31 protein-coding genes are annotated in these 26,714 nt (G+C 60.5%); 14 read left to right on the forward strand and 17 right to left on the reverse strand.

What is annotated here, in order from left to right:
* Positions 1–109: 109 nt before the first annotated feature.
* On the forward strand, positions 110–1,159 hold the full coding sequence (gene holA, locus ACLKMW_RS10955; protein WP_415724498.1) for a DNA polymerase III subunit delta: 1,050 nt from the start codon (positions 110–112) through the stop codon (positions 1,157–1,159).
* Positions 1,160–1,191: 32 nt separating this feature from the next.
* On the opposite strand, the gene ACLKMW_RS10960 is transcribed toward holA, so the two are convergent.
* From ACLKMW_RS10960 to hemE, 8 genes are all read right to left on the reverse strand, one after another.
* Entirely contained in the window at positions 1,192–2,064 is an 873-nt protein-coding gene (locus tag ACLKMW_RS10960; RefSeq protein WP_415724499.1) for a ParB/RepB/Spo0J family partition protein, read from the reverse strand.
* Positions 2,065–2,096: 32 nt separating this feature from the next.
* Positions 2,097–2,894: a ParA family protein gene (locus ACLKMW_RS10965; protein ID WP_415724500.1), complete on the reverse strand. Its 798-nt coding sequence runs from the start codon at positions 2,892–2,894 to the stop codon at positions 2,097–2,099.
* Positions 2,895–2,942: 48 nt separating this feature from the next.
* On the reverse strand, positions 2,943–3,575 hold the full coding sequence (gene rsmG / locus ACLKMW_RS10970; RefSeq protein ID WP_415724501.1) for a 16S rRNA (guanine(527)-N(7))-methyltransferase RsmG: 633 nt from the start codon (positions 3,573–3,575) through the stop codon (positions 2,943–2,945).
* Positions 3,572–5,446, reverse strand: coding sequence for a tRNA uridine-5-carboxymethylaminomethyl(34) synthesis enzyme MnmG (gene mnmG, locus ACLKMW_RS10975; RefSeq protein ID WP_415724502.1), 1,875 nt, complete (start codon positions 5,444–5,446; stop codon positions 3,572–3,574). The genes rsmG and mnmG overlap by 4 nt, the downstream gene beginning before the upstream one ends.
* A 151-nt stretch (positions 5,447–5,597) precedes the next feature.
* Positions 5,598–6,920, reverse strand: coding sequence for a tRNA uridine-5-carboxymethylaminomethyl(34) synthesis GTPase MnmE (mnmE, locus tag ACLKMW_RS10980; RefSeq protein WP_415724503.1), 1,323 nt, complete (start codon positions 6,918–6,920; stop codon positions 5,598–5,600).
* Between the two features lie 493 nt (positions 6,921–7,413).
* Entirely contained in the window at positions 7,414–8,679 is a 1,266-nt protein-coding gene (gene rho / locus ACLKMW_RS10985; protein WP_415724504.1) for a transcription termination factor Rho, read from the reverse strand.
* A 165-nt stretch (positions 8,680–8,844) separates the two neighbouring features.
* Positions 8,845–9,381 carry a protoporphyrinogen oxidase HemJ gene (gene hemJ / locus ACLKMW_RS10990; RefSeq protein WP_415724505.1) on the reverse strand — a complete coding sequence of 179 codons (537 nt, stop codon included), beginning with the start codon at positions 9,379–9,381 and terminating at the stop codon, positions 8,845–8,847.
* The gene (hemE, locus tag ACLKMW_RS10995) at positions 9,378–10,412 is read right to left on the reverse strand and encodes a uroporphyrinogen decarboxylase (RefSeq protein ID WP_415724506.1); all 1,035 of its coding nucleotides are present in this window, start codon (positions 10,410–10,412) and stop codon (positions 9,378–9,380) included. The genes hemJ and hemE overlap by 4 nt, the downstream gene beginning before the upstream one ends.
* Before the next feature lie 399 nt (positions 10,413–10,811).
* On the opposite strand from hemE, the gene ACLKMW_RS11000 reads away from it, so the two are divergent.
* The 5 genes from ACLKMW_RS11000 to dnaQ all read left to right on the forward strand — a co-directional run bounded on the left by ACLKMW_RS11000 (position 10,812) and on the right by dnaQ (position 14,478).
* Entirely contained in the window at positions 10,812–11,633 is an 822-nt protein-coding gene (locus ACLKMW_RS11000; RefSeq protein ID WP_415724507.1) for a pyruvate, water dikinase regulatory protein, read from the forward strand.
* Positions 11,634–11,663: 30 nt separating this feature from the next.
* Complete coding sequence (locus ACLKMW_RS11005; protein WP_415724508.1) at positions 11,664–12,263, forward strand: Maf-like protein; 600 nt, start codon at positions 11,664–11,666, stop codon at positions 12,261–12,263.
* Positions 12,256–13,098 carry a shikimate dehydrogenase gene (locus tag ACLKMW_RS11010; RefSeq protein WP_415724509.1) on the forward strand — a complete coding sequence of 281 codons (843 nt, stop codon included), beginning with the start codon at positions 12,256–12,258 and terminating at the stop codon, positions 13,096–13,098. The genes ACLKMW_RS11005 and ACLKMW_RS11010 overlap by 8 nt, the downstream gene beginning before the upstream one ends.
* On the forward strand, positions 13,095–13,685 hold the full coding sequence (gene coaE / locus ACLKMW_RS11015; RefSeq protein WP_415724510.1) for a dephospho-CoA kinase: 591 nt from the start codon (positions 13,095–13,097) through the stop codon (positions 13,683–13,685). Before ACLKMW_RS11010 ends, coaE begins: the two co-directional genes overlap by 4 nt.
* Positions 13,686–13,749: 64 nt before the next feature.
* A complete protein-coding gene (gene dnaQ, locus ACLKMW_RS11020) occupies positions 13,750–14,478 on the forward strand; it encodes a DNA polymerase III subunit epsilon (RefSeq protein WP_415724639.1) in 729 nt (242 codons plus the stop codon).
* A gap of 7 nt (positions 14,479–14,485) precedes the next feature.
* Here dnaQ and secB read toward each other — a convergent pair whose 3' ends face one another.
* A complete protein-coding gene (secB, locus tag ACLKMW_RS11025; protein WP_415724511.1) occupies positions 14,486–14,989 on the reverse strand; it encodes a protein-export chaperone SecB in 504 nt (167 codons plus the stop codon).
* Between the two features lie 104 nt (positions 14,990–15,093).
* Entirely contained in the window at positions 15,094–15,579 is a 486-nt protein-coding gene (locus ACLKMW_RS11030) for an FxsA family protein (RefSeq protein ID WP_415724512.1), read from the reverse strand.
* A 213-nt stretch (positions 15,580–15,792) separates the two neighbouring features.
* On the opposite strand from ACLKMW_RS11030, the gene ACLKMW_RS11035 reads away from it, so the two are divergent.
* From ACLKMW_RS11035 to ACLKMW_RS11050, 4 genes are read left to right on the forward strand one after another with little or no spacing between them, the layout of a single operon-like run.
* Positions 15,793–16,512 (forward strand): Tim44/TimA family putative adaptor protein, encoded by a 720-nt coding sequence (locus ACLKMW_RS11035; protein WP_415724513.1) that lies wholly within the window; start codon positions 15,793–15,795, stop codon positions 16,510–16,512.
* Positions 16,513–16,534: 22 nt separating this feature from the next.
* Positions 16,535–17,629 carry a murein transglycosylase A gene (mltA, locus tag ACLKMW_RS11040; protein WP_415724514.1) on the forward strand — a complete coding sequence of 365 codons (1,095 nt, stop codon included), beginning with the start codon at positions 16,535–16,537 and terminating at the stop codon, positions 17,627–17,629.
* Positions 17,629–18,168 (forward strand): Smr/MutS family protein, encoded by a 540-nt coding sequence (locus tag ACLKMW_RS11045; protein WP_415724515.1) that lies wholly within the window; start codon positions 17,629–17,631, stop codon positions 18,166–18,168. The genes mltA and ACLKMW_RS11045 overlap by 1 nt, the downstream gene beginning before the upstream one ends.
* Entirely contained in the window at positions 18,165–18,524 is a 360-nt protein-coding gene (locus ACLKMW_RS11050) for a helix-turn-helix domain-containing protein (protein ID WP_415724516.1), read from the forward strand. The genes ACLKMW_RS11045 and ACLKMW_RS11050 overlap by 4 nt, the downstream gene beginning before the upstream one ends.
* Positions 18,525–18,544: 20 nt before the next feature.
* Here ACLKMW_RS11050 and sugE read toward each other — a convergent pair whose 3' ends face one another.
* The 7 genes from sugE to hslV form a co-directional block, all read right to left on the reverse strand.
* Positions 18,545–18,862, reverse strand: a complete 318-nt coding sequence (gene sugE, locus ACLKMW_RS11055) for a quaternary ammonium compound efflux SMR transporter SugE (RefSeq protein ID WP_415724517.1) — start codon at positions 18,860–18,862, stop codon at positions 18,545–18,547.
* Between the two features lie 29 nt (positions 18,863–18,891).
* Positions 18,892–19,641: a F0F1 ATP synthase subunit A gene (locus ACLKMW_RS11060; RefSeq protein ID WP_415724518.1), complete on the reverse strand. Its 750-nt coding sequence runs from the start codon at positions 19,639–19,641 to the stop codon at positions 18,892–18,894.
* Between the two features lie 282 nt (positions 19,642–19,923).
* Complete coding sequence (locus tag ACLKMW_RS11065) at positions 19,924–20,886, reverse strand: DUF1402 family protein (RefSeq protein ID WP_415724519.1); 963 nt, start codon at positions 20,884–20,886, stop codon at positions 19,924–19,926.
* Positions 20,887–21,006: 120 nt separating this feature from the next.
* The gene (gene hslU, locus ACLKMW_RS11070; RefSeq protein ID WP_415724520.1) at positions 21,007–22,320 is read right to left on the reverse strand and encodes an ATP-dependent protease ATPase subunit HslU; all 1,314 of its coding nucleotides are present in this window, start codon (positions 22,318–22,320) and stop codon (positions 21,007–21,009) included.
* 4 nt (positions 22,321–22,324) lie between these two features.
* Complete coding sequence (locus ACLKMW_RS11075) at positions 22,325–22,915, reverse strand: DUF2585 domain-containing protein (RefSeq protein ID WP_415724521.1); 591 nt, start codon at positions 22,913–22,915, stop codon at positions 22,325–22,327.
* On the reverse strand, positions 22,905–23,435 hold the full coding sequence (locus ACLKMW_RS11080; RefSeq protein WP_415724522.1) for a GNAT family N-acetyltransferase: 531 nt from the start codon (positions 23,433–23,435) through the stop codon (positions 22,905–22,907). Before ACLKMW_RS11080 ends, ACLKMW_RS11075 begins: the two co-directional genes overlap by 11 nt.
* Positions 23,425–23,973, reverse strand: a complete 549-nt coding sequence (gene hslV / locus ACLKMW_RS11085) for an ATP-dependent protease subunit HslV (protein ID WP_415724523.1) — start codon at positions 23,971–23,973, stop codon at positions 23,425–23,427. Before hslV ends, ACLKMW_RS11080 begins: the two co-directional genes overlap by 11 nt.
* Before the next feature lie 190 nt (positions 23,974–24,163).
* Between hslV and hisB the strand changes: the two genes are divergently transcribed.
* From hisB to hisA, 4 genes are read left to right on the forward strand one after another with little or no spacing between them, the layout of a single operon-like run.
* On the forward strand, positions 24,164–24,763 hold the full coding sequence (gene hisB, locus ACLKMW_RS11090) for an imidazoleglycerol-phosphate dehydratase HisB (RefSeq protein ID WP_415724524.1): 600 nt from the start codon (positions 24,164–24,166) through the stop codon (positions 24,761–24,763).
* Between the two features lie 3 nt (positions 24,764–24,766).
* On the forward strand, positions 24,767–25,240 hold the full coding sequence (locus tag ACLKMW_RS11095; protein ID WP_415724525.1) for a DUF2628 domain-containing protein: 474 nt from the start codon (positions 24,767–24,769) through the stop codon (positions 25,238–25,240).
* Between the two features lies 1 nt (position 25,241).
* Positions 25,242–25,892 carry an imidazole glycerol phosphate synthase subunit HisH gene (gene hisH, locus ACLKMW_RS11100; protein WP_415724526.1) on the forward strand — a complete coding sequence of 217 codons (651 nt, stop codon included), beginning with the start codon at positions 25,242–25,244 and terminating at the stop codon, positions 25,890–25,892.
* Positions 25,889–26,653: a 1-(5-phosphoribosyl)-5-[(5-phosphoribosylamino)methylideneamino]imidazole-4-carboxamide isomerase gene (gene hisA, locus ACLKMW_RS11105; RefSeq protein WP_415724527.1), complete on the forward strand. Its 765-nt coding sequence runs from the start codon at positions 25,889–25,891 to the stop codon at positions 26,651–26,653. Before hisH ends, hisA begins: the two co-directional genes overlap by 4 nt.
* Positions 26,654–26,714: the final 61 nt, after the last annotated feature.

Below are 26,714 nucleotides of genomic sequence, written 5' to 3' on the forward strand. Positions count from 1 at the left end.
CCCGTTCGAATCGAGAGTGACGAAGCTCCGCAAGGGCTGGCCGCACCCGTTACGTCTTACGTGGCTGATTTCTATTCATTGCCGTCAACGGCCGTGCTAACCGACAGCGATGGCACAGAAGAAGGCACATGAGGTCGATTCGTGGCTTGCGCGGCCAAGTACGCAGGCGGCGATAGTGCTTATTTACGGCCCGGATCGCGGTCTGGTTGCCGAACGTGCCCGCGCATTCGCAGCAAAAACAGACTTGCCGCTCGATGATCCGTTTTCGGTCGCTCGCCTCGACGGCTCCGAGCTCGAGAAGGATGCGGGCCGCTTACTCGATGAAGCAAGGACCGTGCCGATGTTTTCGACGCGCCGCCTCCTCTGGGTTCGAAATGCTGCCGGTCAAAAGGCCCTCTCCGATGATGTGAAGGTGCTTTGTGCCGAACCGCCCCGCGACGCGACAATCCTGATCGAAGCCGGCGATCTTAAAAAGGGCGCCGCCCTTCGAAGCGCGGTCGAAACCAGCGAATGGGGCATGGCCCTGCCCTGCTATGCCGACGAGGCGAAAGGGATCGATTCGGTTATAGACGAGGAATTGCAAAGTGCCGGCATGTCGCTCACGCTGGAGGCGCGCCAGGTCCTGCGCCGTAATCTCGGCGGCGATCGGCTCGCCTCCCGTGGTGAAATTCGCAAGCTCGTGCTCTATGCAATGGGTCGCAAGCAGATTGAGCTTGACGATGTAAAGGCGGCAATCGGCGATGCGTCAGGCCTCTCTTATGACGACGCGATCGACGCGGTTCTGGAAGGCAGGGTCGATGAATTCGACTCTATCTTTGCTCGCCACACGCAGTCAGGCGGCCCGCCGTTCCTGCTGCTCGCTGCCGCCATGCGGCAATTCCAGGCAATACAGCTCATGCGCGGCGCAATGGAGGAAGGCGGGCGCACGGCATCCGCAGCGGTCGCCTCGGCGCGGCCGCCGATCTTCTTTTCGCGGCGGACGCTCATGGAAAACGCGCTGAAGCGCTGGGACGGCAATACGCTGGCCAGATGCCTGACCCGGCTTCAGGAAGCCGTTCTGCAAACACGCCGCAGACCGAACTTGTCGGTCGCCATCGCTCGCCAGGCTTTGCTGGGAATAGCTTTGGAAGCGTCGCGTCTGAAGCAGCGAAGAGGGTAAATTAGCCGGCTCTCCATCCCATTGCCGGCTAATCAATGCTGCAAACGGCGGCAGAGCTCATCGAGTTGTTCGAGCGATCGATAGGCGATTCGGATTTCTCCGCCCGAGCCGCGATGCGTGATGCCCACCTTCATGCCGGTGACATCGGATAGCAACTTCTCCAGCGCAAGCGTGTCGGCATCCTTTTCTACCGGAGCCGAAGTCTTGGCTTCATTCACACGTTCAGGCGGAAGCTGCGACAGAACTTCCGCCTGCCGCACCGAAAGGCCCTCCTCGACAATGCGCTTCGCCAAGCCTGCGGGATCCGCCGCGCTGACCAGCGTGCGGGCATGTCCTGCCGACAAGGCACCGTCGACCAGCATGTCGCGTATCACCTCCGGCAATTTGAGCAGCCGCAGCGTATTGGCCACATGACTGCGGCTCTTGCCGATCACCTGGCCAAGATCGGCCTGGGTATAGCTGTGCTCCTCAATCAGCTGCTGATAGCCGAGCGCCTCCTCGACCGGATTGAGATCGCTGCGCTGAACGTTTTCGATGATGGCCAATTCAAGCGCCGTGCGATCGTTGACGTCGCGCACGATGACTGGAATTTCCGTCAGTCCAGCCCGCTGCGATGCGCGCCAACGCCGCTCGCCTGCGATAATCTCATAGTGACCATTTTGACCGGCCGGTCGCACCACCACTGGCTGGACGACGCCATGCTCGCGGATCGACTGCGCCAGATCCGTGAGCTCCGCATCGCCAAAATTCCGGCGCGGATTTTTCGGATTCGGCGAGATGAATTCGATCGGCACGTGCCTGTCGGACGACACCGGCGCTTGGGACGGCGCGTCGGGCTTGTCCATTTCGCCGATCAGCGCCGCAAGACCCCGACCCAGGCGTCGTTTTGAGAGATCTTCGTTCATATGACGTCCAAAGCGTTCCTCAGAAATACTGATCAGGCGGCGCGCAGCTTGCGCTCCTGGCGAATGACTTCGGACGCCAGTTGCAGATAAGCCTGGCTGCCCGAACATTTGAGGTCGTAGAGAATCGCAGGCTTGCCGTGCGACGGCGCCTCCGAGACTCGCACGTTCCTCGGAATCACGGTTTCGTAGACCTTTGCGCCCATATATGCGCGAACGTCTTCAACCACCTGATTGGCAAGGTTGTTACGACCATCATACATGGTGAGAACGATGCCCTGGATGGTCAGATGAGGGTTGATGGACTGCCGAACCTGCTCCACGGTTTCAAGTAACTGGCTGAGTCCCTCAAGCGCAAAGAATTCGCATTGCAGCGGAACAAGAACTGAGTCCGCCGCGGCCATCGAGTTCAAAGTCAAAAGATTGAGCGACGGGGGGCAATCGATCAGCACGTAGGAGAACCGGCTTGCCCGAGCGGAAGACGCGCGTACCGCATTGCGCAACCTCACAGCCCGGTCCGGTGCTCCCGCAATCTCCATCTCCACGCCGAGAAGGTCCAGCGTCGATGGCACGATCGACAGTCCGGGCACCGCCGTCTGCATTGCCGCGTCTTCCAAGGCCCTGACACCGGTAAGGACGTCGTAGGACGAAATCGTACGCTCATGCCTATCGATGCCGACACCGGTGCTGGCATTTCCCTGAGGATCGAGATCGACGATAAGCACCTGCTCGCCGATCGCGGCAAGCGCTGTGGCCAGGTTGATTGCCGTCGTCGTCTTGCCAACGCCGCCCTTCTGGTTCGCGACAGTGATGATACGGGGGCCGCTTTTCATGCTCACGCTTCTTGTGATGAACCTATTCGACTGATCGGCGCCGCTCGACTACACCGCATTCAAATTACGAATTTCGAGGATGATACCTTCCCGGTCGATCTTACTTTCATGTTCTACCAGCTCGAATCGCCACAGTTGAGCGCTTTCTTCGAGTTCACGCCGGTAATCCCGGCCTTTGTGAAAGAGGCCCTTTGCTCCATTGGTCAGCCAGGGGGCAGCGAGGCCCAGCAACAGCGGCAAGGGCGCTAGCGCCCTGGCGGTTATGATCTCCGCATCGCGAATCACAGTGTAGCATTGTTCGACGCGCTGCGCATGAACCCGGCAAGGCAGCCCGAATTGGCCGACGACCGCCTGCAAGAAGGCGGCTTTCTTGCGATTGCTCTCGATCAGCTCGATCCGCGAACCTGGGCGGTCCATTAGCAGGAAGGCGATGACCAATCCGGGAAAACCGCCGCCCGAACCCAGATCGACCCAGCGCATCGCCCCTCCATCCAGCGAGGCAAGCTGACCACTATCGAGTATATGGCGGCTCCAGACCTCCTTCAGAGTAGACGGCGCGGAAAGATTAATGCGCTGCGCCCAGCGCAGGAAAACCTGCTCGAACTCGACCAGCCGCGCATATGTTTCACGTGAAACCATCGCGCCCACGGCCGTCAGGCTATCAATAGAACCAGATGTCACGCCGCGCCCTGCTGCGGATAACTCTCAGAGTGACGAATGTGAGCAATGATGACCGCCATCGCCGCCGGCGTCATACCGTCTATCCGCTGCGCTTCGGCGATCGTACGCGGCCGGCGCTCCAGCATCTTCTGCTTCAACTCGTTGGACAATCCCGGAACATGATCGAAATTTAGAGCGTCAGGAATGGCCAGTTCCTCCTCGCGGCGGATGCGGACCGCATCGCTGCTTTGTCTTTCAAGATAAACCGCATACCGCGCTTCGATCTCGATCGCCTCTGCCGTTCGTGCATCAAGCATGCCGAGCTGGGGCCAAACTGCTTTCAGCCGTGCCACATCAATGTCAGGATAGGACAACATGTCATAAGCCGAGCGACGGACGCCATCCATATTGACGACAAGTCCGTGCTGTCGAGCCTCGTTCGGGGTAATGGTAAGTGCACGTGTCAACTCACGCGCCTCGCTCATCCGCTCACTCATCTCGCCAAAGCGAGCCTGCCGCGCCTGCGACACGATCCTTAATTCGATCGCCTTCGGCGTAAGCCGGCTATCTGCATTGTCCGCGCGCAGCGACAACCGAAATTCGGCCCGGGAAGTGAACATCCGATAAGGCTCGGCGACGCCGCGGCTGGTCAGATCGTCAATCATTACCCCGATATAGGCTTCGGTGCGGCTAAAGCGGATGCCTTGCCCACCACCGGCTCTGCGGGCTGCGTTCAAGCCTGCCACAAGGCCTTGTGCCGCCGCTTCCTCATAGCCGGTCGTTCCGTTGATCTGTCCAGCCAGAAAGAGGCCCTGAATGCGTGTGGTTTCGAGCGTCTGCTCAAGTTCGCGCGGATCAATATGGTCATATTCAATAGCGTAGCCCGGCTGAAGCATGGCAGCGCGCTCAAGACCCGGAATGGTTTTAAGCAGATCAAGCTGAACATCTTCAGGCAGCGATGTGGAAATGCCGTTCGGATAAACAGTAGGGTCTTCCAGCCCCTCAGGTTCCAAAAAGATCTGGTGCCCATCGCGGTCACCAAATTTCACGATCTTGTCTTCGATCGACGGGCAATAACGTGGTCCGATGCCCTCAATATTGCCGGAATACATCGCCGATCTATTGAGATTCTTTCTGATCAGCTCATGGGTTCCTGCTGTTGTCCTTGTGATGCCACAGTCGATCTGCCGGTTTCGGATGAAATCAGTCATCAGCGAGAACGGCTCCGGCTCCGCATCGGCCGACTGCATATCCAGCCCTGACCAGTCGATCGTTCGTCCGTCAAGTCGGGGCGGCGTTCCGGTTTTCAGACGACCCAGCCGAAAACCAGCATTGGCTAGAGTGGCGGATAGGCCTGTCGTGGCACTCTCATGCATGCGGCCTGCCGGAAAGCTTCTCTGGCCGATGTGGATCAACCCACGCAGAAAGGTTCCCGTGGTCAAAACGACGGCTCCGCACCGAAGCTTCCTCCCATCAGCGAGAACAACAGCCTCGACACGTCCCTCGACAATCTCGAGATCGAAAACCTCGGCTTCAACGATATCAAGAGCATCGATGGCCTGGAGTTCAGCTTGCATGGCGGCTCGATAGAGACCGCGATCGGCCTGTGTACGCGGTCCTCTGACTGCCGGGCCTTTGCGGCGGTTCAGCAGCCGAAATTGTATACCGGCGGCATCGGCGACCCTGCCCATCAAACCGTCCAAAGCATCGATCTCGCGAACAAGATGCCCCTTGCCTAAGCCGCCGATGGCCGGGTTGCATGACATGACGCCGATCGTGTCAGCGCGCAGAGTGACCAGCGCCGTTCTAGCACGCATGCGAGCGGATGCCGCGGCTGCTTCGCACCCGGCGTGGCCGCCCCCCACGACAACGACGTCGTACTTGTCGTGCATCTGCTTACTCCTTCCTGTCACCGCATGATGGCATTCGCCCCGGCTGTCAATACACCAAGAGATTGTTTCACGTGAAACAGCCCCATTTGGCGTCCGGACGATGTTTCACGTGAGTCACGCTTTCACGTCTTGCCTTAGTGTTTCACGTGAGTCACTTGCCAATACAGAAATGTGAGTAGATCACATCAAGGAGGTCGTCCGGTGCTATGGCTCCCGAGATGCGCCCAAGTTGATCGCTAGCCAGACGCAGATTCTCCGAAGCCAGGTCCAGCGATTGCGCGGCTGTCGTCATCGCAGTTTCCAAGTGGCTCGCCGTAGTACGCAGCAATTCCACGTGGCGCTGACGTGAAGGCAATACGTCAGATGTATCACCGGCCGCCATAGATGCTTTGGCGCCGATTGCGACAATCAATTCAGCAATGCCCTGCCCGGTCACCACCGAAATTCGATGGTCGTACTGCGCGCGTGCACTGTCAGCTCCGGCCAAATCGATCTTCGTTCCGATCCGGAGCACATTCTTTAGCCCCACCAATTCGGTGATCGCTACTGGCGATGTCAGGTCTTCGATCTCGAGTACCAGATCTGCATTGCGGGCTCTGGCAATCGCCCTGGCAATGCCGATTGCCTCCACCTTGCCGGCCCCTTCTCGAAGCCCGGCCGTATCCGTCAGACGCACCTTCAATCCATCCAGGTCAAGCACAACTTCCACCAGATCGCGTGTGGTTCCGGCTTCATCCGTTACAATAGCTACATCTCTCTTTGCCAAGGCGTTGAGAAGACTCGACTTGCCGGCATTCGGCGCCCCGATGATGAGCACGTCGAAACCATCCCGGATAATTTCGGCGCGGCGAAAACCCGCTAAATGGTCGCGAATCTCTTCGATCATGCCCGTAACATCGGCCCAAATGGTCGATGATACCGAGCCGGGAATATCGTCCTCGTCTGCGAAGTCCATCTCCGCCTCGATCATGGCACGTGCATGGATCAGGCGCCGTCGCCAATCCATGTAAAGTTCGGACTGCCGCCCTTCACTGTTTGAAGCCGCAAAACGCCTTTGAGCTTCGGTTTCTGCTGAGATCAGGTCTGCGAGAGCCTCGGCCTCCAGCAGGTCGAGCTTGCCATTCAGGAAGGCGCGCCTGGTAAACTCCCCCGGTTCCGCCTGGCGGAAGCCGTCAAGCTCACCGACCCGCTCGAGAATTGCAGACACCACGGCGCGGCCGCCATGGACATGAAACTCCGCTGAATCCTCCCCGGTAAAGCTATGCGGCCCGGGAAAGAATAGGGTAAGTGCATCATCCAGTTTGCTGCCATCACCCGCGCGAAGCTGCCCATAGCGCGCTATGCGTGGCGTCGGCAGGCTGCCGGTTATGGTTTCGACCGCTCTCCGGACCCCCGGCCCAGACAACCGCACAACGGCCACGCCGGAAGGCAGTCGACCGCTCGATAGCGATACAATGGAATCCTGGAATATCACGGACTATTCCTCAGGCACCTAGATTTCTGTGAACAGCATTTTCAAAGCCGAATATGCCATGGGTTTATCGCAGAAAACCTGCTGAGGACACCAATATGGTGGTGAGCCGTCCCACTTAGCGCTCTAAAACTTAGCGCCTCCAATTACATGGATTCCCGTCGCTGGGAGACGCAACATATCTTGGCCATCTTCCCGCATGTCGACGGATGGCACCAATGCATGGGACCGGATCAAGAACCTCAGAATAAAGCTAAACCTAGCCGAACACTCGGAGGTCTAGCGACAACGTGGCAATTGAGCCGCCAAAGTAGCCGACGAGCTCATCCGTTGCAGCAGAATGGATTCGTTACGGACGCGAATCGATGTCCTGATTAGAACGACAGCGTCAGTAATGAACAGCAAACGCGCTCAGGTGAGGCCCACCGGCCGCACTCTGTCTCATTATCATTACCAACCTCAACGCCGGGAGCGCATCACCCCAACTGACAAAATGTCAGGTGTTCATGGAATCGAAGAAATCGGCGTTGGTCTTGGTTTGTTTGAGCTTGTCGATCAGGAACTCGATCGCGTCGGTGGTACCCATTGGCGCCAGGATGCGGCGCAGCACGAAGATTTTCTGCAGGTCCTGCTTCGCCACCAGGAGATCCTCCTTGCGCGTGCCGGACTTCAGGATATCCATCGCGGGGTAGATGCGCTTGTCGGCCACCTTGCGGTCAAGGACGATTTCCGAGTTGCCGGTGCCCTTGAATTCCTCGAAGATCACCTCGTCCATGCGGCTGCCGGTGTCGATCAGCGCGGTCGCGATAATGGTGAGCGAGCCGCCTTCTTCGATGTTGCGCGCCGCGCCGAAGAAGCGCTTCGGCCGCTGCAAGGCATTGGCATCAACACCGCCCGTGAGCACCTTGCCCGATGACGGCACCACCGTGTTGTAGGCACGGCCCAGACGCGTGATCGAATCAAGCAGGATCACGACATCGCGGCCGTGCTCGACCAGGCGCTTGGCTTTCTCGATGACCATTTCGGCCACCTGAACATGGCGCACCGCCGGCTCGTCGAAGGTAGACGACACCACCTCGCCCTTGACCGAACGCTGCATGTCGGTCACTTCCTCGGGCCGCTCGTCGATCAGAAGCACGATCAGGTAGCACTCGGGATGATTGGTGGTCACCGAGTGGGCAATATTCTGCAGAAGCACCGTCTTGCCGGTTCGCGGCTGCGCCACGATCAGCGCGCGCTGTCCCTTGCCGAGCGGAGCCACCAGATCGATGACACGGGGAGAAATGTCCTTGGTGGTCGGGTTCTCGACCTCCATCTTCAACCGCGAGGTCGGGTAAAGCGGCGTCAGATTGTCGAAATGGATCTTGTGCCGGATTTTCTCCGGATCATCGAAATTGATCGTATTGACCTTGAGCAGCGCGAAATAGCGCTCGCCTTCTTTGGGACTGCGGATCGGCCCCTCGACGGTGTCGCCGGTCTTCAGCGAAAATCGCCGGATCTGCGAGGGTGAGATATAGATATCGTCCGGGCCCGGCAGATAGTTGGCGTTGGCCGAGCGCAGAAAGCCAAACCCGTCCTGCAGGACCTCGACGACGCCCTCGCCGATAATCTCGGTGTCCTGAGCCGCCAGCTTCTTCAGGATCGCGAACATCAGCTCCTGCTTGCGCATGACGCTGGCGTTCTCGACCTCCAGCGTCTCGGCGAACGCGATGAGATCGGTCGGCTTCTTGTTCTTGAACTCCTGGAGTTTCATTTCCTGCATGGACGGACTCTGATCGTGAAGTGGCTTTGAAAAAATATCGACGAATGCGATGAGCGCCTGAAGCAGCCGCTGAACCGAAAGAGCGGCGCGTGGCGGAAAGGAAGATCTGTCTTTTAGACGCGTGCCTCGCAAAGAGCAAGGCACCTTTTATGGGATTTCATCCGCTCAGAACGGCTTCACGATGACCAATATGACGATGATGACCATCAGCACCGTCGGAATCTCGTTGACCATGCGCCAATGGCGAGCGGACTTCTCATTCCGATCCTCCCCGAAGCGGCGAACCGCGCCGGACAGATAGCCGTGTACCGCCGAAAGCAGCACGACGGCGGCAAGCTTCGCATGAAGCCAGCCACCCGAAAAGCCGAAGCCCTTCCATGCCAGCCACAATCCTAGAACCCAGGTCAGCGTCATTGCCGGATTGATGATCGTCCGAAGCAGCCGCTGTTCCATCGTCTTGAAGGTCTCGGATTGCACCGAGCCCCTTTCGGCGGCGACGTGATAGACGAACAGGCGCGGCAGATAGAGCATCCCCGCCATCCAGGAGATGACCGCAACGACATGCGCGGCCTTGATCCAGGGATAGAAATTCTCAGGATCGAAGTAGAAAAGCAGCGCCGCCAATACGACGAGGATCAGAATGGCGACAGTTGCTCTTTTTGCCGCATGCGAAACGCTCGAAGCGCTTTCATTGGTGCTCATCTGCCTGAAAAACTCCTGACTTGCCGGATCATTGCCTCGACATGCGCGATCGGCGTTTCCGGGGTGATGCCATGGCCGAGATTGAAGATCAGCGGCCCCGATCCGAGTGCGGACAGAATTGCATCCACACCTTCAGCCAACGCCCTGCCACCAGCGACGAGACGCAACGGATCCAGATTGCCCTGAACCGCTCCACCCTCCTGCAATGAACGCGCATAAGGCAATGGGACGGTCCAGTCGAGGCCCAGCCCCTCCACGCCGGTGCGGTCGCGATAGGCAGCGTAGCGTGCGCCTGCACCCTTTGGAAAGCCGATGACCGGAACGTTCGGATGGGCGGCGCGAACCTTTCGCACGATTTCAGCCACCGGCGCGATGCAAAAGGCCTCGAACCCCGGCTCGTCGAGCACCCCCGACCAGCTGTCGAATATCTGCACGGCATCGACACCGGCGTCGATCTGGCGGATCAGATATTCGGCTGAGTAGTCCGCAAGGATCGAGATGAGACGACCCATCGCCTCCGGCTCACTATAGGAAAAAAGCCGCGCCGGTGCCTGGTCCGGCGTTCCGTGGCCGGCGATCATATAGGTCGCCAGCGTCCACGGCGCGCCGCAGAAGCCGATCAACGTTGTCTTGGCGGGAAGTTCGGCGCGTAGCCGTTTCACCGTTTCATAGACCGGCGCGAGGTGCTGATGAAAATTCGACACGTCGAGCCGACCGATATCGGCGGCCGAAATCGGAGTCATCAGCGGTCCGCGCCCCTCTTCGAAACGCAAATCCCGACCGAGTGCATGCGGCACCACGAGAATGTCGGAAAACAGGATCGACGCATCGAAATCGAAGCGCCTTATCGGCTGCAGCGTCACCTCGACAGCGAAATCCGGATTGTAGCAGAGATCGAGAAAGCTCCCTGCCTTCTTTCTCAGTTCACGGTATTCCGGCAGATAGCGGCCGGCCTGGCGCATCATCCAGAGCGGGGGAGGGCATGATTTATGGCCTTTCAGGACATCCAGCATGATGCGGTTTTCAGGCATGAGCGATGTCCTCGCGGCTCTTTCTTAAAATATAAAGATTATTTTAAGGAATCTTTTTGATTCTTAGACTCTGTTGGAATCGGGGTTTGCCGCTTATCCCCGAGCTGTGCGGTCATCGCCAGCCAGCATAATGTCGCGCTCTTGCCGCTCCAGCTTGGAAAAGTCTGGGGACAGGCTTGATTCCGCTTGGCGTTACAAGAGGTTACAAAGCAGCCGCCGTCAAGCGCTTGTGGACCGAGCCGCTGTTTGCCATCTTATCCCCGTTGTTCTGCTCACCACGGGTACGAATCTGACAGCAGCACCAATTGTGGACAAATGGCCTTCTGATACAGTCGGCACCGTTCGCGAACGTGATTGCGAACCCTTATCCACATTCGACCACAGTCCAAGGCCGCTCCTGTGCATAAACCCGAACGCTTCTTCCATCTTCACATGATTTCGGATGCGACCGGCGAAACGCTCCTTGCGGCCGGGCGCGCGGCATCCGCCCAATACAAGGACGCCAGGGCGATCGAGCACATCTATCCGTTGATCCGCACCGAAAAGCAGCTGACGAAAGTGTTCGACGACATAGACGAACAGCCCGGCATCGTTCTCTACACGCTTGTCGACCAGGCGCTTGCCGGCCGCATAGACAAGCGTTGCGCCGAGATGGGGCTACCCTGCGTTTCGGTGCTGGAGCCGGTCCTGGCGGTTTTCCAATCCTATCTCGGCGCGCCGGCCGGTCGCCGCGTCGGAGCTCAGCACGTTCTGGACGCGGACTATTTCCGGCGTATCGATGCATTGAATTTCACCATGGAACATGATGACGGCCAGTTGCCGGCCGACCTCGATGAAGCCGATATCGTGCTAATCGGGGTGTCGCGAACCTCAAAGACGCCGACCAGCATCTACCTGGCCAACCGCGGCATCAAAACCGCCAACATTCCGATCGTGCTAGGCGTGCCGATGCCGGAAAATCTCACAAGTGCCAGGAAGCCGTTGATCGTCGGCCTGGTCGCGACGGCGGAACGTATTTCGCATGTCCGCCAGAACCGCGTCCTGGGCACCACCTTGGGCTATGACGCGCAAAGCTACGTCGATCGTGCGGCGATTGCCGAGGAGCTGGCCTATGCCCGGCAAATCTGCACCCGGCACAACTGGCCGATGATCGATGTCAGCCGCCGTTCGATCGAAGAGACGGCCGCCGCCATCGTTGCCCTGCGCAACAAGACGCGTTAGAGCATCGGTCCCTTGAATGGGGTTGAACGCATGACAGACAAAATCATACTGGCTTCGGGAAGTCCCTTTCGCAAAACGCTGCTGGCGAATGCCGGCATTGCCTTCACCGCCATTCCGGCGACGGTCGACGAGCGCGCGCTCGAAGCTCCGCTGGAGGGAACGGGGGCGACCCCCGACGATGTCGCATCGATCCTCGCGGAAGCGAAAGCCCTAAACGTTGCTGAAAGTCACGGCGACGCGCTGGTCATCGGTTGCGATCAGACGCTTTCGCTGGAGGGCCGCATCTTCCATAAGCCGCGCGACAAGGAGGAGGCGCGCCGCCACCTGCTCAGCCTTTCGGGCCGCACCCACCAGCTCAACAGCGCCGTGGTGCTGGTGCGCGGCGGGGAGACCCTTTGGCGCCATGTCAGTGTTGCCCATCTGACTATGCGTCATTTGGAGCCGGCTTTCATAGGCAGGCATTTGGCGCGGGTCGGCGACAAGGCGCTGTCGAGCGTCGGCGCCTATCAGATAGAAGGCGAAGGCATCCAACTCTTTGAAAAGATCGACGGCGACTATTTCACCATCGTCGGCCTGCCGCTCTTGCCTTTGCTTGCCGAACTCCGCGCTCGCGGGGCAATCGATGGCTGATGCAGGCGCCAAGGCCTTTGTCTGCGGCCATCCAATCGCCCATTCGCGCTCGCCTAAAATCCATGGGTTCTGGTTGAAGCAATACGGAATAGACGGTTCCTACGAAGCGGTCGACGTCGCGCCGCAAGATTTTGGCCGCTTCCTGGCGGAATTGCCCGAATCCGGCTTTCGTGGCGGCAACGTCACCATCCCGCACAAGGAAACGGCGTTCCGACTGGTCATGCGGCTCGACGAGGCCGCCGAAGCCGTCGGCGCGGTCAACACTCTGTGGCTCGAGAACGGTGTGCTGCACGGCGCCAATACCGACGCCCAAGGCTTTGCCGCCAATGTCGACGAGCGTGCGCCTGGGTGGACGCAAGCCGAGGTCGCGGTCGTCCTCGGGGCCGGCGGTGCGGCGCGCGCCGTGGTCCATGCGCTGAAGTCGCGCGGCTTGGGCGATATCCGCGTCGTCAACCGCACCCTCGGAAGAGCCGTCGAACTGGCCGACCACTTCGGCGCCGGCGTGTCGGCACATTCATTGAACGCAGCCGAAGAACTGCTTGGCGATACCGGGCTTCTGGTCAACACAACGTCGCTCGGCATGCACGGCAATGCCGACCTGCCGATCGATCCTGCCCGGTTGCCCGGCCATGCGATCGTCACCGACATTGTCTATGTGCCACTCGAGACGCCATTGCTTGCGGTCGCACGGGCGAGGGGCCTGAAAACCGTCGACGGGCTCGGAATGCTGCTTCATCAGGCGGTGCCCGGTTTCGAGCGTTGGTTCGGCGTCAGGCCGGCGGTCACCGCCGAACTGCGCGCGATGATCGTTGCCGATCTGGGCGTTGCGAAATGATCGTTCTCGGGCTCACCGGCTCCATCGGAATGGGCAAATCGACGACCGCCAGAATGTTTGCCGATGCCGGCGTGCCGGTCCACGATTCCGACGAGACAGTTCACCGTCTCTATGCCGGGAAGGCCGCGCCACTGGTGGAACAAGCCTTTCCGGGCACAGTGCAGGATGGGGTGGTCGATCGTGCATTGCTCGCCCGGCATGTGCTCGGCAATCCGGAAGCCCTGAAGAAACTGGAAGCCATTGTCCATCCGCTGGTGCGGGCCGACGCCGACGCTTTCCTTGAACGCCATCGGGCTGCACAAACGCCGATCGTGGTTCTCGATATCCCGCTTCTGTTCGAGACCGGTGGTCGCGAGCGGGTCGATCGCATTGTCGTGGTCAGTGCGCCGGCCGAGATCCAGCGCGACCGCGTGCTGGCGCGGCCTGGAATGACCGAGGAAAAATTTGCCAGCATTCTTGCCCGACAGGTTCCGGATGCGGATAAGCGGCGACAGGCGGACTTCATCGTCGATACGGGGCAGGGGTTCGAGGCGGCCCGCCGGTCAGTCGAAAACATAATAGCGACACTGACAGAAGAAGACGCGTGATCCACCGTCGCTCTTGCCCGAAGTCTGCGCGGCAGGAATCATGACAGCGCAACAGGGTGATTCGATGCGCGAGATTATTTTCGATACCGAGACGACGGGCCTCGATTCTCGAGAGGACCGGATCATCGAGATCGGCGGCGTCGAGCTCGTGAACCGGTTTCCCACCGGTCGCACCTTCCATGTCTATATCAATCCGCAGGGTCGATCGGTTCACCCGGAGGCGCTCGCCGTTCACGGCATCAGCAATGAAAGATTGGCCAGCGAGCCGACCTTTCCCGAAATTGCCGAAAGATTTCTGGAGTTCATCGATGGGGCGAAGCTGATCGCCCACAATGCCATGTTCGATTTAGGCTTCATCAATGCCGAATTCGCGCGGCTCGGCCATCCGTCGATAGAGGCCGAAAGGGTGGTCGATACGCTGGCGCTGGCCAGGCGCAAGCACCCGATGGGTCCGAATTCGCTAGACGCGCTCTGCCGGCGCTACGGAATCAACAACAGCCACCGCGAGCTTCACGGGGCGCTTCTCGATTCGGAGCTTTTGGCCGAGGTCTATATCGAGCTGATCGGCGGCAAGCAGGCCGCACTGGGGCTGGAGCCGGTCGCCAATGAGAGGCTGGAGACTGTGGTTGCGACGCGGATCGAAATTTCGATAGCGGCGCGACCCGCACCTTTGGCGCCACGACTGACGGAAGAGGAAAGGGCCGCGCACGCAAATCTGGTCGCGGCACTTGGTGAGAACGCCATCTGGCAGCGGTTCAGCGCTAGCGAACCGCTGACCAAGGCACGAGCTTGAAGGCCGATCAGCTGACCTTCACTTTGGCAGCGGCCTGATCCTCGGCCATCTTCTGCTGGAACATCTGCGCGAAATCGATCGGATCGAGCATCAGCGGCGGGAAGCCGCCGTTGCGGGTTGCCTCGGCGATGATCTGCCGGGCAAACGGGAACAGCAGCCGCGGGCACTCGATGAAGAGCAGCGGCAGCATATGCTCCTGCGGGAAGCCATCGATCTTGAAGACACCGCCATAGATCAGTTCGACATTGAACAGAACTTCCTTGTCGAAGGCCGCTTTCGCAGCCAGCGTCAGGTTGACGTCGAATTCCTTCTCCGAGAGCGGATTGGCATTGACATTGACATTGATGTTGATGCCCGGGGCCTTTTCGCGTCCGCGCAGTGAATTCGGCGCACCGGGGCTTTCAAAGGAAAGGTCCTTCACATATTGCGCCAGCACGTTCAGCGTCGGCTGCACCTTCTCGGCGTTTCCGTTACCCACCGCGCCCGATACAGCGTTGTCGTTCTTGGCCATAAGCCGCGATCCTCATGGTTCAGCCGCCCGGCGGCCCGGTTGAAATCGTGCGTTGGCTAGCATGGCCGGTCAGTCAAGACAAGGATTTGCCGGGGGCAGCATCCTTACTTGTCTCTGATCTGGTGTGACGGCGCAGGCTTGACCTTCTCCTCCGAATATTCCTCCGCGTCGAGGTCGATCGTATTTGATCGGTCGCCATAGGGACGCGAAAATCCGCCCATTGTGGTGAAATCGGCGGAAAAATTGATACGACGGCGCAGAAAACGCCAGCCAAGATCGCGTATAGGCGGTAAAAACAGCAGAATTCCGACGATATCAGTGAAAAAACCCGGGATCAGAAGCAGCACGCCGGCCGCCAGGACCATGACACCATGCGCGAGATCGCGGCTCGGGTCACGACCGGCTTGGACCTCCGAGCGGATTCGGTTCATGATGCCAAATCCCTGGTGGCGCAGCAGTGTGGCGCCGACGAATCCGCCGGCGATGATCAGGCCGAGCATCGGCAATACGCCGATTTGGCGGCCGACCAGCACGAAACCGGCGATTTCGATCAGGGGAAGCAGAAACAGCAAAATGAGAGAAACGCGCACGGACCCGCCAAAAATCAGGTTGCAACAAAATGCCCAACGCCCGAAGCTGGCGCATGCGGGTATAGATAGGTATGGATGCCTTTGATTTGAATGATGCCGCCACGCGTTCTATATGCATGGTGGAAGCGCGTAACGCGGCCGGACGGCGAAATTGCCGTTGCATCGCATCCTGAGTGCAGGGGCCTTACAACAAGGGACTGAGCGGCGAAAGACATGGAATTTTTCGACTTCGGCTCACTATTCTTCCTGATCGCGGCTGTGGTGATCTTTTTTCAGCTGCGCAACGTGCTTGGTCGCCGCACCGGCAATGAACGCCCGCCCTTCGATCCCTACACGGCAGGCCGCACGCGTTCCACCGACAAGGACAAGGATGCGGCGGAAACCACGTCTGAAAATGTGGTGTCGCTGCCGCGCAAGCGCCTCGCCTCCGACAATGAGGAAGCTTATGCCGCAATCGACACCCTTGCCAAGCCGGGCACGGCCCTGAACAAGGGTTTGCGCGCCATCAAGGACAGCGACCCGACTTTCGATCCCAAGACATTCGTCGACGGAGCGAAAATGGCCTATGAGATGATCGTCATGGCCTATGCCGACGGTGATCGCAAAACGTTGAAAAATCTCTTGTCGCGAGAGGTCTATGACGGTTTTGTCGCGGCGATCGCCGACCGTGAGGGCCGCTCGGAGAAGATACAGTCGTCCTTTGTCGGCATCGACAAGGCCGACATCGTTTCGGCCGAAATGAAGGGCGGCGAAGCCCATATCACTCTGCGCATTGTCAGCGAACTGATCTCGGCCACGCGCGACAAGGCCGGCGAGGTCATCGACGGCGATCCCGAGACTGTTGCCGAAGTCAAGGACGTCTGGACTTTCGCCCGCGATACGCGTTCGCGCGATCCCAACTGGAAACTCGTCGCGACCGAAGCGGAAGACTGATCCTTCCGCGGGAGTGCCGGCGGTGCCGTTGTCATCCGATTTCCGCGTCGTCTCGTTCGATGATCTGCCCGGCTGGGCGAACGACGATCATCAGGCGGCCTACGCGGCCTTCCGCCGCTCTGCCTTCCATGCGCCGGTAAAGCCCTACCGCTCTGGTGCGCTTGGCGTCGAGTTTGAGGCCTTTGCGAGCGCCTATAGCGAGGCGCGCTCCGAAGCTTCGCCGGATGCCCGAAATTTTTTTGAGCGACATTTCGCTCCTGCTCGCATCGGCCCCGCCGGTGCGAAATCCGGTTTCGTGACCGGTTTCTACGAACCGGAAGTTGAAGCTTCACCGGTGCGTACCGCCTTCTTCACGGTGCCGCTGCTTTCGCGCCCCGCCGACCTGGTCGACATCGATGACGCAAACAGGCCGCAGGGCATGGACCCCTACCTCGCTTTCGGCCGCGACACTCCGGCCGGCCTCGTCGAATATTTCGATCGGCAGGCGATCGAGCAAGGGGTGCTCGATGGGCGAAACCTTGAAATCGCGTGGCTCGCCGATCCGGTCGACGCCTTCTTTATTCACGTCCAGGGCGCCGCGCGGCTCAGGATGACGGATGGCCGGCTGCGCCGGGTGACCTATGCGGCGAAATCCGGCCAGAGATTTTCCGGACCCGGCAAGCTGCTGGCCGATCTCGGCGAGATCCCGCTCGAACAGGTGACCATGCAGACGATTCGCGCCTGGCTCGCGGCCAATCTGAAGCGCGTAAACGAGATTCTCTGGCAAAACCGATCGTATATTTTCTTTCGCGAAGCGCCGGTCGACGATCCGGCTCTCGGGCCGATCGCGGCCGCCAAAGTGCCGTTGACGCCCGGCCGGTCGATTGCTGTCGATCGCATGCTGCACACCTTCGGCACCCCGTTCTATATCGAGGCGCCTGGCCTGACGGCATTCGGCAGCGACGGTTTCCGGCGTCTCATGATCGCCCAGGATACAGGCTCGGCGATTATCGGCGCCTCGCGCGGCGACCTGTTCGCGGGCTCAGGAGCCGCGGCCGGGGAAATTGCCGGCGTCGTGCGCAACAGCGCGGTTTTCTTTGCGCTCATTCCACGTGCTCTGGCCGAAGGAGCCTCGTGATGAGCCGGAAGCCGGCGAAAGCGCTGAGCGACGAAGACCGCATCCTGTGGAGCCGCGTGGCGCGCTCGGCGCAACCGCTCAAGGGCAGGCGCGCCGTCGAGGAGGCACCCGCCGCGCCGATGACCATGGGCGAGGCGATGGACAGGATCGAGACCACGCCGGTGCCTGCGCACCCGGCCCGGCCGCGCCAGACCGTCGCGCATTCCTTCGACGCGCCGACGCATGACAAGCTGGCGAAAGGCCGGCTGCCGATCGAGGGCCGCGTCGATCTGCACGGGCTGACGCAGGCAGAGGCCTATTCGCTGCTTCTGTCGTTTCTCCATCGCGCCCATGCGGGCGGTGTGCGCTATGTTCTGGTCATCACCGGCAAGGGCTCGTCATCGGGCGGGGAGGGGGTCTTGCGGCGCACGGTGCCGGTATGGCTGGCCACTGCGCCTTTTCGCGCGCTGGTCAGCAGCCATGACCACGCCGCGCGCAATCATGGAGGAGCCGGCGCGCTCTATGTCAGGCTGCGCCGGCATGCGGCTCGCCGGTCATGACGCCATTCGGTGAAAAGTTGCGCGCGCTTCGCTGCGAAAGGGGGCTCAGCCAGAAGGACATGGCCGCGGCGCTCGGCGTCAGTGCGGCCTATCTGTCGGCGCTCGAACACGGCAAGCGCGGCGTGCCGACCTGGGCGCTGATCCAGAAGATCATCGGCTATTTCAATGTCATATGGGATGACGCCGAGGAATTGCAGCGCCTTGCCGAAAGCTCGCGCCCGCGGGTGGTCATCGACACGTCGAACCTCTCGCCCGCCGCGACCGAACTGGCCAACCGGCTTGCCGATACGATCGCCAAGCTCTCGGAGGAGGAGATCAAGGGCCTGATCGCGCAGCTTGGCAAGGCGGGCAAGTAGGTCAGGCCCCTGGCTGAGGGTCAGGGCGTCGACAGTTTCAGCCCGATTATGCCTGCCAAGATCAGGCTGACGCTGGCGATCCGGAAGAAGGTGGCTGCTTCGCCCAGCAGGAAGATGCCGACCAGGAAAGCGCCGACTGCGCCGATGCCCGTCCAGATGGCATAGGCGGTGCCCAATGGCAGCGAACGCATGGCGATGGCCAGCAGGGCAAAGCTGATGATCATGGTCACCACCGTAATGATGCTTGGCATCAGCTTGGTGAAGCCTGCCGATTGCTTCATCGTCGATGCCCAAACGACTTCGAATATGCCGGCAAGGACCAGATAGACCCAGTGCATGTTTGTTGTTCCTCTGTGAGTTGTCTCGGTTAGTGGCTCGGATGCAGGGCGTCGTTGAGATACATGCAGGTCAACATGGTGAAGATATAGGCCTGGATGACCGACATCAGCAGTTCAAGCGCGGTCAGCAGGACCGTCATGACGAACGGCACCAGCGCGCCGAGCATGCCGAGCGCGCCAAAGCCGCTCAGCGCGACCACGAAACCGGCAAAGACCTTGAGGGTGATATGGCCGGCCAGCATGACGGCAAACAGGCGGACCGAGTGGCTGACCGGGCGGGAAATATAAGAGATCACTTCGATCGGAATAATGATCGGCGCGAGCATCACAGGCACGCCCGATGGCATGAATAGCCGACGAAAACCAGCCCCATGCCGCAGCACCCCGTAGATCGTCACGGTCAGGAACACCAGCATCGCCAGCGCGAAGGTCACGATGATGTGGCTGGTGACGGTGAAGGCATAGGGAACCATGCCGATCAGGTTGGCCACCAGGATGAACATGAACAGCGAAAACACCAGGGGAAAGAAACGCATCCCCTTTTCGCCGGCGTTGTCCCGCAAAGTCTTGGCGACGAATTCGTAGAGGGATTCTGAGGCCGACTGCCATCGATTCGGAACCAGTGCGCGCCGATTGGTGGAAAGCACTAGGAACAGGCCAGCGACAGCAACCGTCAACACCATGTAGGCGGAGGAGTTCGTGAAGCTGATCTGGTGGCCGGCAATCTCGGCAATGTGAAAGAGCGGCTTTATTTCAAACTGTTCGATAGGACCGGCCATCACAGACCTCCTTCAGGGGATGGAAAGGAAAGATCCGGCGCTGGCGATGCCAACGGGGCAGGCCGAAGGGCATAGGCGCAAGCGGACGCGCCTCGCGGTTTCATGCACCGTGGGGGCGGAGAACGCCTTAGACCGGAATGTTCAGGAGATTTTATGGGGGACACTGCGCAACTCCATCATCTCGTTCGTTGAGATAATGGGGCCGTCCCCGAATGAAGCATCGGCGCAGGCCGTCCCGCGCAGGGGTTCTCTAGCCGCGGTGCAGGCTAAAGGCAAGGCGTCCTAAAGTAGCGCCCGCAGTTCGGCGAGCTTGTCGTTCACCAACCATCCGTAATAGTTTTCTTCCGGCAGGCGTTCTTCCTGCCCTTCACTCCGGCGCCGCTGGTTTTCGGCCTTCAGCGCGTAGGCGCGCTCCTCCGGATTGCCGATATTGTAGAGGGTGGCGGTCACGCCCGGATTCATGGAAATGTCGAAGCCCGCAATCTCGCGATAGGTGTCGATGGCGGTCTTCAAGGTCGCCGCCACGTAAGGCAGTGTCAGATCCGGGTCCATGATCGTCTCGTAGATCTTGTGCGGTTGGCCGGCATCGAGGCGCGGCAGGCCCGAAACGCGATGCACCAGATCGCTCATCTGCAGGGCGGTCAGCGGGTTGAGCTGGCCGATGCCGAACGTCTGCCCGGCATAAAGCGGCTGAAAGAAAGTGGCGCTGAAGCGATTGTCGGGATAGATGGTTCCGCCAACCGTCTTGCCGCGAAACGCCCGGTTCCAGATCGACTCCCGGCAGGTCCAGAGGTGATAGCTGTCGGTCTTGTCCGAGCAGGAGGAAAATTCCGGGCGCTCGACGAAATCGGCGACATTCTCGCCCTGATAGCCAAAATTCAGCTGGTTGGAGAGATAGGAGACCGCCTTGACGTAATAGGTCTGCAGCCGGTCATATGCGTCGACATTGTAGGTGTGTTCGCCGACGATCGCGCCGACGATGTGGATAGGGTCGATCTGGTAGGCGGTCGCGGCGGCCCGAATCTTTGCGCGGAGGTCGCCGTCATTTTTCAGCAGCGCGTAGACTTTTCGATATTTGGCCTCGAAACTCGACTTGCTCGCCCTGGTTCGCTTGGACGAAGCGCCGGGCACCGCCGGCTGTTCGATGTTGCGGTTTCCCGGCGCCACCAGGGTTTGCGCCTGAAGGTGCTGGCTGGAGAACGCCAGGACCAGAACGGATGACGCCAATAGAGACAGTATTCTCATGCAGGGCCGCAAGCTTGAGGGTGACGGCTGCGCAACCTATGGAAACTGCCTTGGGGAGTCGAGCCTTTTCCTTTGGACCGGGAACCGGCGCGACGGGCGCGCCGGCGCAAGGGCCGCTTACTACAGGATAAATCTCGACAAATCGGTGTTCCGCGACAAATCGCCAACATTTTTCTCGACATAGGCGGCATCGATCGTCAGCGTCGTGCCCGGCTGGTCCGGGGCATGATAGGAAATATCGTCGAGCACGCGCTCCATGACGGTCTGCAGGCGGCGTGCGCCGATATTTTCGACGCTGGCATTGAGGTCGACGGCAATGCCGGCAAGTGAATCGATTGCGTCGTCGGTGAAATCCAGCGTCACGCCTTCGGTGCTCATCAGCGCAATATACTGCTTGATGAGGCTCGCCTCCGTTTCGGTCAGGATCCTGCGGAAATCGTCCTTTTCCAACGCCCGCAACTCGACCCTGATCGGCAGGCGGCCCTGAAGCTCGGGCAGCAGGTCCGAGGGCTTGGAGATATGGAACGCGCCGGAGGCGATGAACAGGATGTGGTCGGTCTTGACCGGCCCGTATTTGGTCGCCACCGTCGTGCCCTCGACCAGCGGCAGCAAGTCGCGCTGCACGCCCTCGCGGGAAACACCGGCTCCGAGCCCCCCATCACGCGCGGCGATCTTGTCGATCTCGTCCAGGAAGACGATGCCGTCGTCCTGGGTCGCCGTCAGAGCGCGCTGCACGACCTCGTCCTGGTCGAGCAGCTTGTCCGACTCGTCATTGATCAGCAGCGGGTACGACTCCTTGACCGTGGTCTTGCGGGTCTTGGTCCGCGTGGCGCCCATGGCCTTCGACAACATGTCGTTGATATTCATCACGCCGATATTGGCCCCCGGCATGCCCGGAATCTCGAAGCCCGGCATGCCGCCGCTTCCAGAATCGGCAACCTCAATCTCGATCTCCTTGTCGTCCAGCTCGCCGTCGCGCAATTTGCGGCGGAAGCTGTCGCGGGTGGCGGGGCTGGCGGTCTTGCCGACCAGCGCCTCGAGCACGCGTTCCTCCGCATTGAGATGGGCGCGCGCCTTGACGTCCTCGCGCATTTTTTCGCGCACCAGACCGATCGCCACCTCGACGAGATCGCGGATGATCTGTTCGACGTCACGGCCGACATAGCCGACTTCGGTGAATTTGGTCGCCTCGACCTTGATGAAGGGCGCGCCGGCAAGCTTGGCCAGGCGGCGCGAGATTTCAGTCTTGCCGACGCCGGTCGGCCCAATCATCAGAATGTTTTTCGGCATGACCTCTTCGCGCATCGCGCCTTCGAGCTGCTGGCGGCGCCAGCGGTTGCGCAGCGCGATCGCCACGGCACGCTTGGCGTCCTTCTGGCCGATGATGAAGCGGTCGAGTTCGGAAACGATTTCGCGGGGAGAGAAATTTGTCATGATGTCACACGGTTCCAGACTGCCACTGCCGGATGAAGTCGAATGGATGCAGCAGCATGATCACGTTTAGCGTCAGATTGTCTCGAATAACCAGGCCGACGCCGATTTCGAACAGGAGGGCAAGCGTTATGATCACCCATATAGGAAGCCTTGCCGCCATCACAAAGCCCAGCACCATCGCCAGCGAATCGGCGACCGAGTTCAGGATGCTGTCGCCGTAATAGTCGAGGGAGATCGTGCCTTCGCGATAGCGGTTGATGATGAAGTCGCTGTTCTCGACCAGTTCCCAGGCGCCCTCCAAACCGACTGCCAGCGCCAGCCGCAGCCAGATCGAACTGCGCGGAAGCAGGAACCAGAACAAGCCATAGAAAAGAAAGCCGTGGATGAGATGCGAGAACGTGTACCAGTCGCTTATATGCTGGGAGTTTTCCGAGCTTTGGACGATGCCGTGCCACAGCTTGATCGTCCCGCATTCGCAGATCGGCACGCGGCCCATCGCGTAGAGGATGGCTGCTTGGGCGATGAGCAGACCGGCGGCAACTGCCACACCAATGCGCGGCGAGATTGCCCGGGAGCTAACGTCTTCAACTGCCATTTCTTGGTCCGCCGCCTGAACCCACATCGACTGCCATCAAAAGCACGTCGCCATATTCTGAATGACGCCTGCCAAGCGCGCGGAAACCCGCTTTTTCATAAGCGCGAATGGCGCGAGCATTGCGCGGATCGGGATCGATGATGACGCGCGGTGCCCCTTCGTCGAACAGCAATTGCAGGAACTGGCGTATGATGGCCGATCCATGGCCGATGCCGACCAGTTCCGCCGGGCCGATGGAAAGATCGATACCCAGCGTGCCGAAAGGCTGGTCGGCATAGGGATGATTGTCTTCGAGGTGCGGATCGTAGCTTTGAAGATAGCCGATCGGCCTGCCGTCCAGTTCCACGATAAGCGGCTCGACCGAGATGCTTTCCATATGTTCGCGGATGTGGCCGATCTCGGTTTCCGGATCCTCCCACCATTCCGCCACATGCGGCGCGGCGAGCCAACCGGAAATCATCGGCAGATCGGCCTCGGCGACCGGTCGAAAGTCATAGGATCCGTGCGGCTCAGCCCGCATCGAGCGTTTCGACGACGAAGCTATGGTTGGTATAGACGCAGATGTCGGCGGCGATTTCCATCGCCTTGCGCGCGATCTCCTCGGCACTGTTGTCGGTGTCGACCAGCGCCCTTGCCGCGGCCAGCGCGTAGTTGCCGCCCGAGCCGATCGCCATCACCCCATGCTCGGGCTCCAGCACGTCGCCGGTTCCGGTGAGCGCCAGCGAAACGGATTTGTCGGCCACCAGCATCATGGCTTCGAGCCGCCGCAGATAGCGGTCGGTGCGCCAGTCCTTGGCAAGCTCCACGCAGGCGCGCGTCAACTGATCGGGATATTGCTCGAGCTTGGCTTCGAGCCGCTCGAGCAGCGTGAAGGCATCGGCGGTCGCGCCGGCGAAACCGGCGATGACATTGCCCTTGCCAAGCCGCCGGACCTTCTTGGCATTGCCCTTCATGATCGTCTGGCCGAGGCTCACCTGGCCGTCGCCGGCAATCACCACCTTGCCGCCCTTGCGCACGGTCAGGATGGTCGTGGCATGCATGGTCAATTCATTGGACATATATGGCTCCGATTTCGCGCCGTCCCGATTGCGGCGACTGGCGCGCTACGAGGTGTTTCGCCATATGTATGCACAGGCTTCGCGATTGCAAAGAGCCTGCCGCGACCTGCTGCAGGAGCCCGCCTGATAGCTGGAAATCGCCGGGGCATGCTGTTAGAAGGCTCTCGTTTTCAACTGCAAGGACCTGGCCATGAGCCGTCGCGCCGCCGAAATCAGCCGCAAGACCAAGGAAACCGAGATTTCGGTTTCCATCGACGTGGACGGCACCGGCCGCTCCGATATGTCGACGGGCGTGGGTTTTTTCGACCATATGCTCGACCAGCTGTCGCGCCACTCGCTGATCGACATGACGGTGAAGGCCAAGGGTGACCTGCATATCGACGATCACCACACCGTCGAGGACACCGGCATCGTGCTCGGCCAGGCTTTATCTAAAGCGTTGGGCGAGCGTCGTGGCATCATGCGCTATGCCTCGCTCGACCTTGCCATGGACGAAACATTGACCCGCGCCGCGATCGATGTATCCGGGCGGCCGTTCCTCGTGTGGGACGTGAATTTCACCGCGCCCAAGATCGGCACCTTCGACACCGAACTGGTGCGCGAGTTCTTCCAGGCCCTGGCGCAACATGCCGGCGTCACGCTGCATATCACCAATCTTCACGGCGCCAACAACCACCACATTGCCGAGACCTGCTTCAAGGCGGTGGCAAGGGTGCTGCGCACCGCGCTCGAGCGCGACCCGCGCCAGCCGGATGCGGTTCCTTCCACCAAGGGTTCGTTGAAGGGCTGAACAATGGCCAGCTACGTCGTCATGGAACCGCCAGGACGAAAGGGCGAGGCGGCAAGCAACGCAGTTTTCGTGCGCGACGGCTTTTCGCTGGTCGCCTTCCTGGTGCCGCCGCTCTGGTTGCTGTGGTACCGGCTGTGGATCGAGGCAGCGCTGGCCGTTGCCGCAGCACTTGCCCTCGGCGCATTGGGCGAGATCGCCGGCTTCGGCATGACGGGTACGCTGCTGTCGCTGCTCGTGTCGGTCTATGTCGGGCTGGAAGGTGCGGCACTGCGGATTGCCGCGCTTCGCCGCCGTGGATGGCACGAATGGGGCGTCGTGGAAGCCGACCGGGCAGGGGACGCCGAGCTGCGCTATCTGGCGGAAGCCGATTTTGCCGACAGCGCGGTCGAACCGGTGCTCGCACCTTCGCCGCAGCCGTCGCGGGCACGGCCGGCGGGACCCGCTCTCGGCCTGCTCAACTATCCGGGAAGAGCCTGACATGCGCGTCGCCATAATCGACTACGGATCGGGAAATCTCCGTTCCGCCACCAAGGCATTCGAGCGAGCGGCACGGGAATCCGGCATTGCCGCCGAGGTCGAACTTACGTCCGACGCCGGCAAGGTCCGAGGTGCCGATCGCATCGTCCTGCCCGGGGTCGGCGCTTATGCCGACTGCCGCGCTGGTCTCGATGCCGTACCGGGTATGGTCGAGGCGATCGAGATGGCAGTCGTCAGGCAGGGCCGGCCGTTTCTCGGCATCTGCGTCGGCATGCAACTGATGTCCGAGCGTGGGCTGGAGAAGACGATCACCAAGGGGCTGGGCTGGATTGCCGGCGACGTGAAGGAAATCACACCGGGCGACCCGGCGCTCAAGGTGCCGCAGATCGGCTGGAACACGATTCACGTGAAACATTCGCACCCGCTTCTCGACGGAATCGCCACCGGGGAGGGAGGGCTGCATGCCTATTTCGTGCACTCCTATCATCTCGATGCACGCAATCCCGACGAGGTGCTGGCCACGGCCGACTACGGCGGCGAGATCACCGCTGCGGTCGCCAGGGACAATATGGCCGGCACTCAATTCCATCCCGAAAAGAGCCAGGCGCTTGGTCTGGCGCTCATCGCCAACTTCCTGAGGTGGAAGCCATGATCCTTTTTCCGGCAATCGACCTCAAGGATGGAAAGTGCGTGCGCCTGAAGCTCGGCGACATGGATCAGGCGACCGTCTACAACACCGATCCCGCCGCGCAGGCGAGGGCATTCGAGGAACAAGGTTTCGAATGGCTGCATGTCGTTGATCTCAACGGTGCTTTCGCCGGTGCCAGCGTCAACGGCAAGGCGGTAGAGGCGATCCTGAAGGCGACGAAGAACCCCGTCCAGCTTGGCGGCGGCATTCGCACCATGGCCGATATCGAAAGCTGGCTGGAAAAAGGCCTGGCGCGCGTCATTCTCGGAACCGTCGCCGTTCGCGATCCTGAACTGGTCAAGCAGGCCTGCAAGGCGTTTCCCGGCAAGATCGCGGTCGGCATCGATGCCAAGGGCGGCAAGGTTGCGGTGGAGGGCTGGGCGGAGGCGTCGTCGCTCGGCGTCATCGAGCTGGCGAAGAAGTTCGAGGGCGCAGGCGTCGCCGCCATCATCTACACCGATATCGATCGCGACGGCGTGCTTGCCGGCATCAACTGGGATGCCACCATCGACCTCGCCAATGCGGTGTCCATGCCTGTCATCGCTTCGGGTGGCCTGGCGTCGATCGCCGACATCGTCCGCATGACCATGCCCGACGCGAAAAAGCTCGAGGGTGCGATTTCCGGCCGCGCCCTCTATGACGGGCGCATCGATCCGGCGGAGGCGCTCGGCGTGCTCAGCGGCAGCTTGAAGCCGGAGCCCGCCCTGTTCGAGGAACGGAAATGATTCCGCGCCGACCGCAGCCGCGAAGCGGCGAGGACGCGCAAACGAATTTGGAGGCCGTCCT

Source organism: Borborobacter xinjiangensis, assembly GCF_047739745.1.
In the GTDB taxonomy this organism is placed as follows: Bacteria; Pseudomonadota; Alphaproteobacteria; order Rhizobiales; family Rhizobiaceae; genus Pseudaminobacter.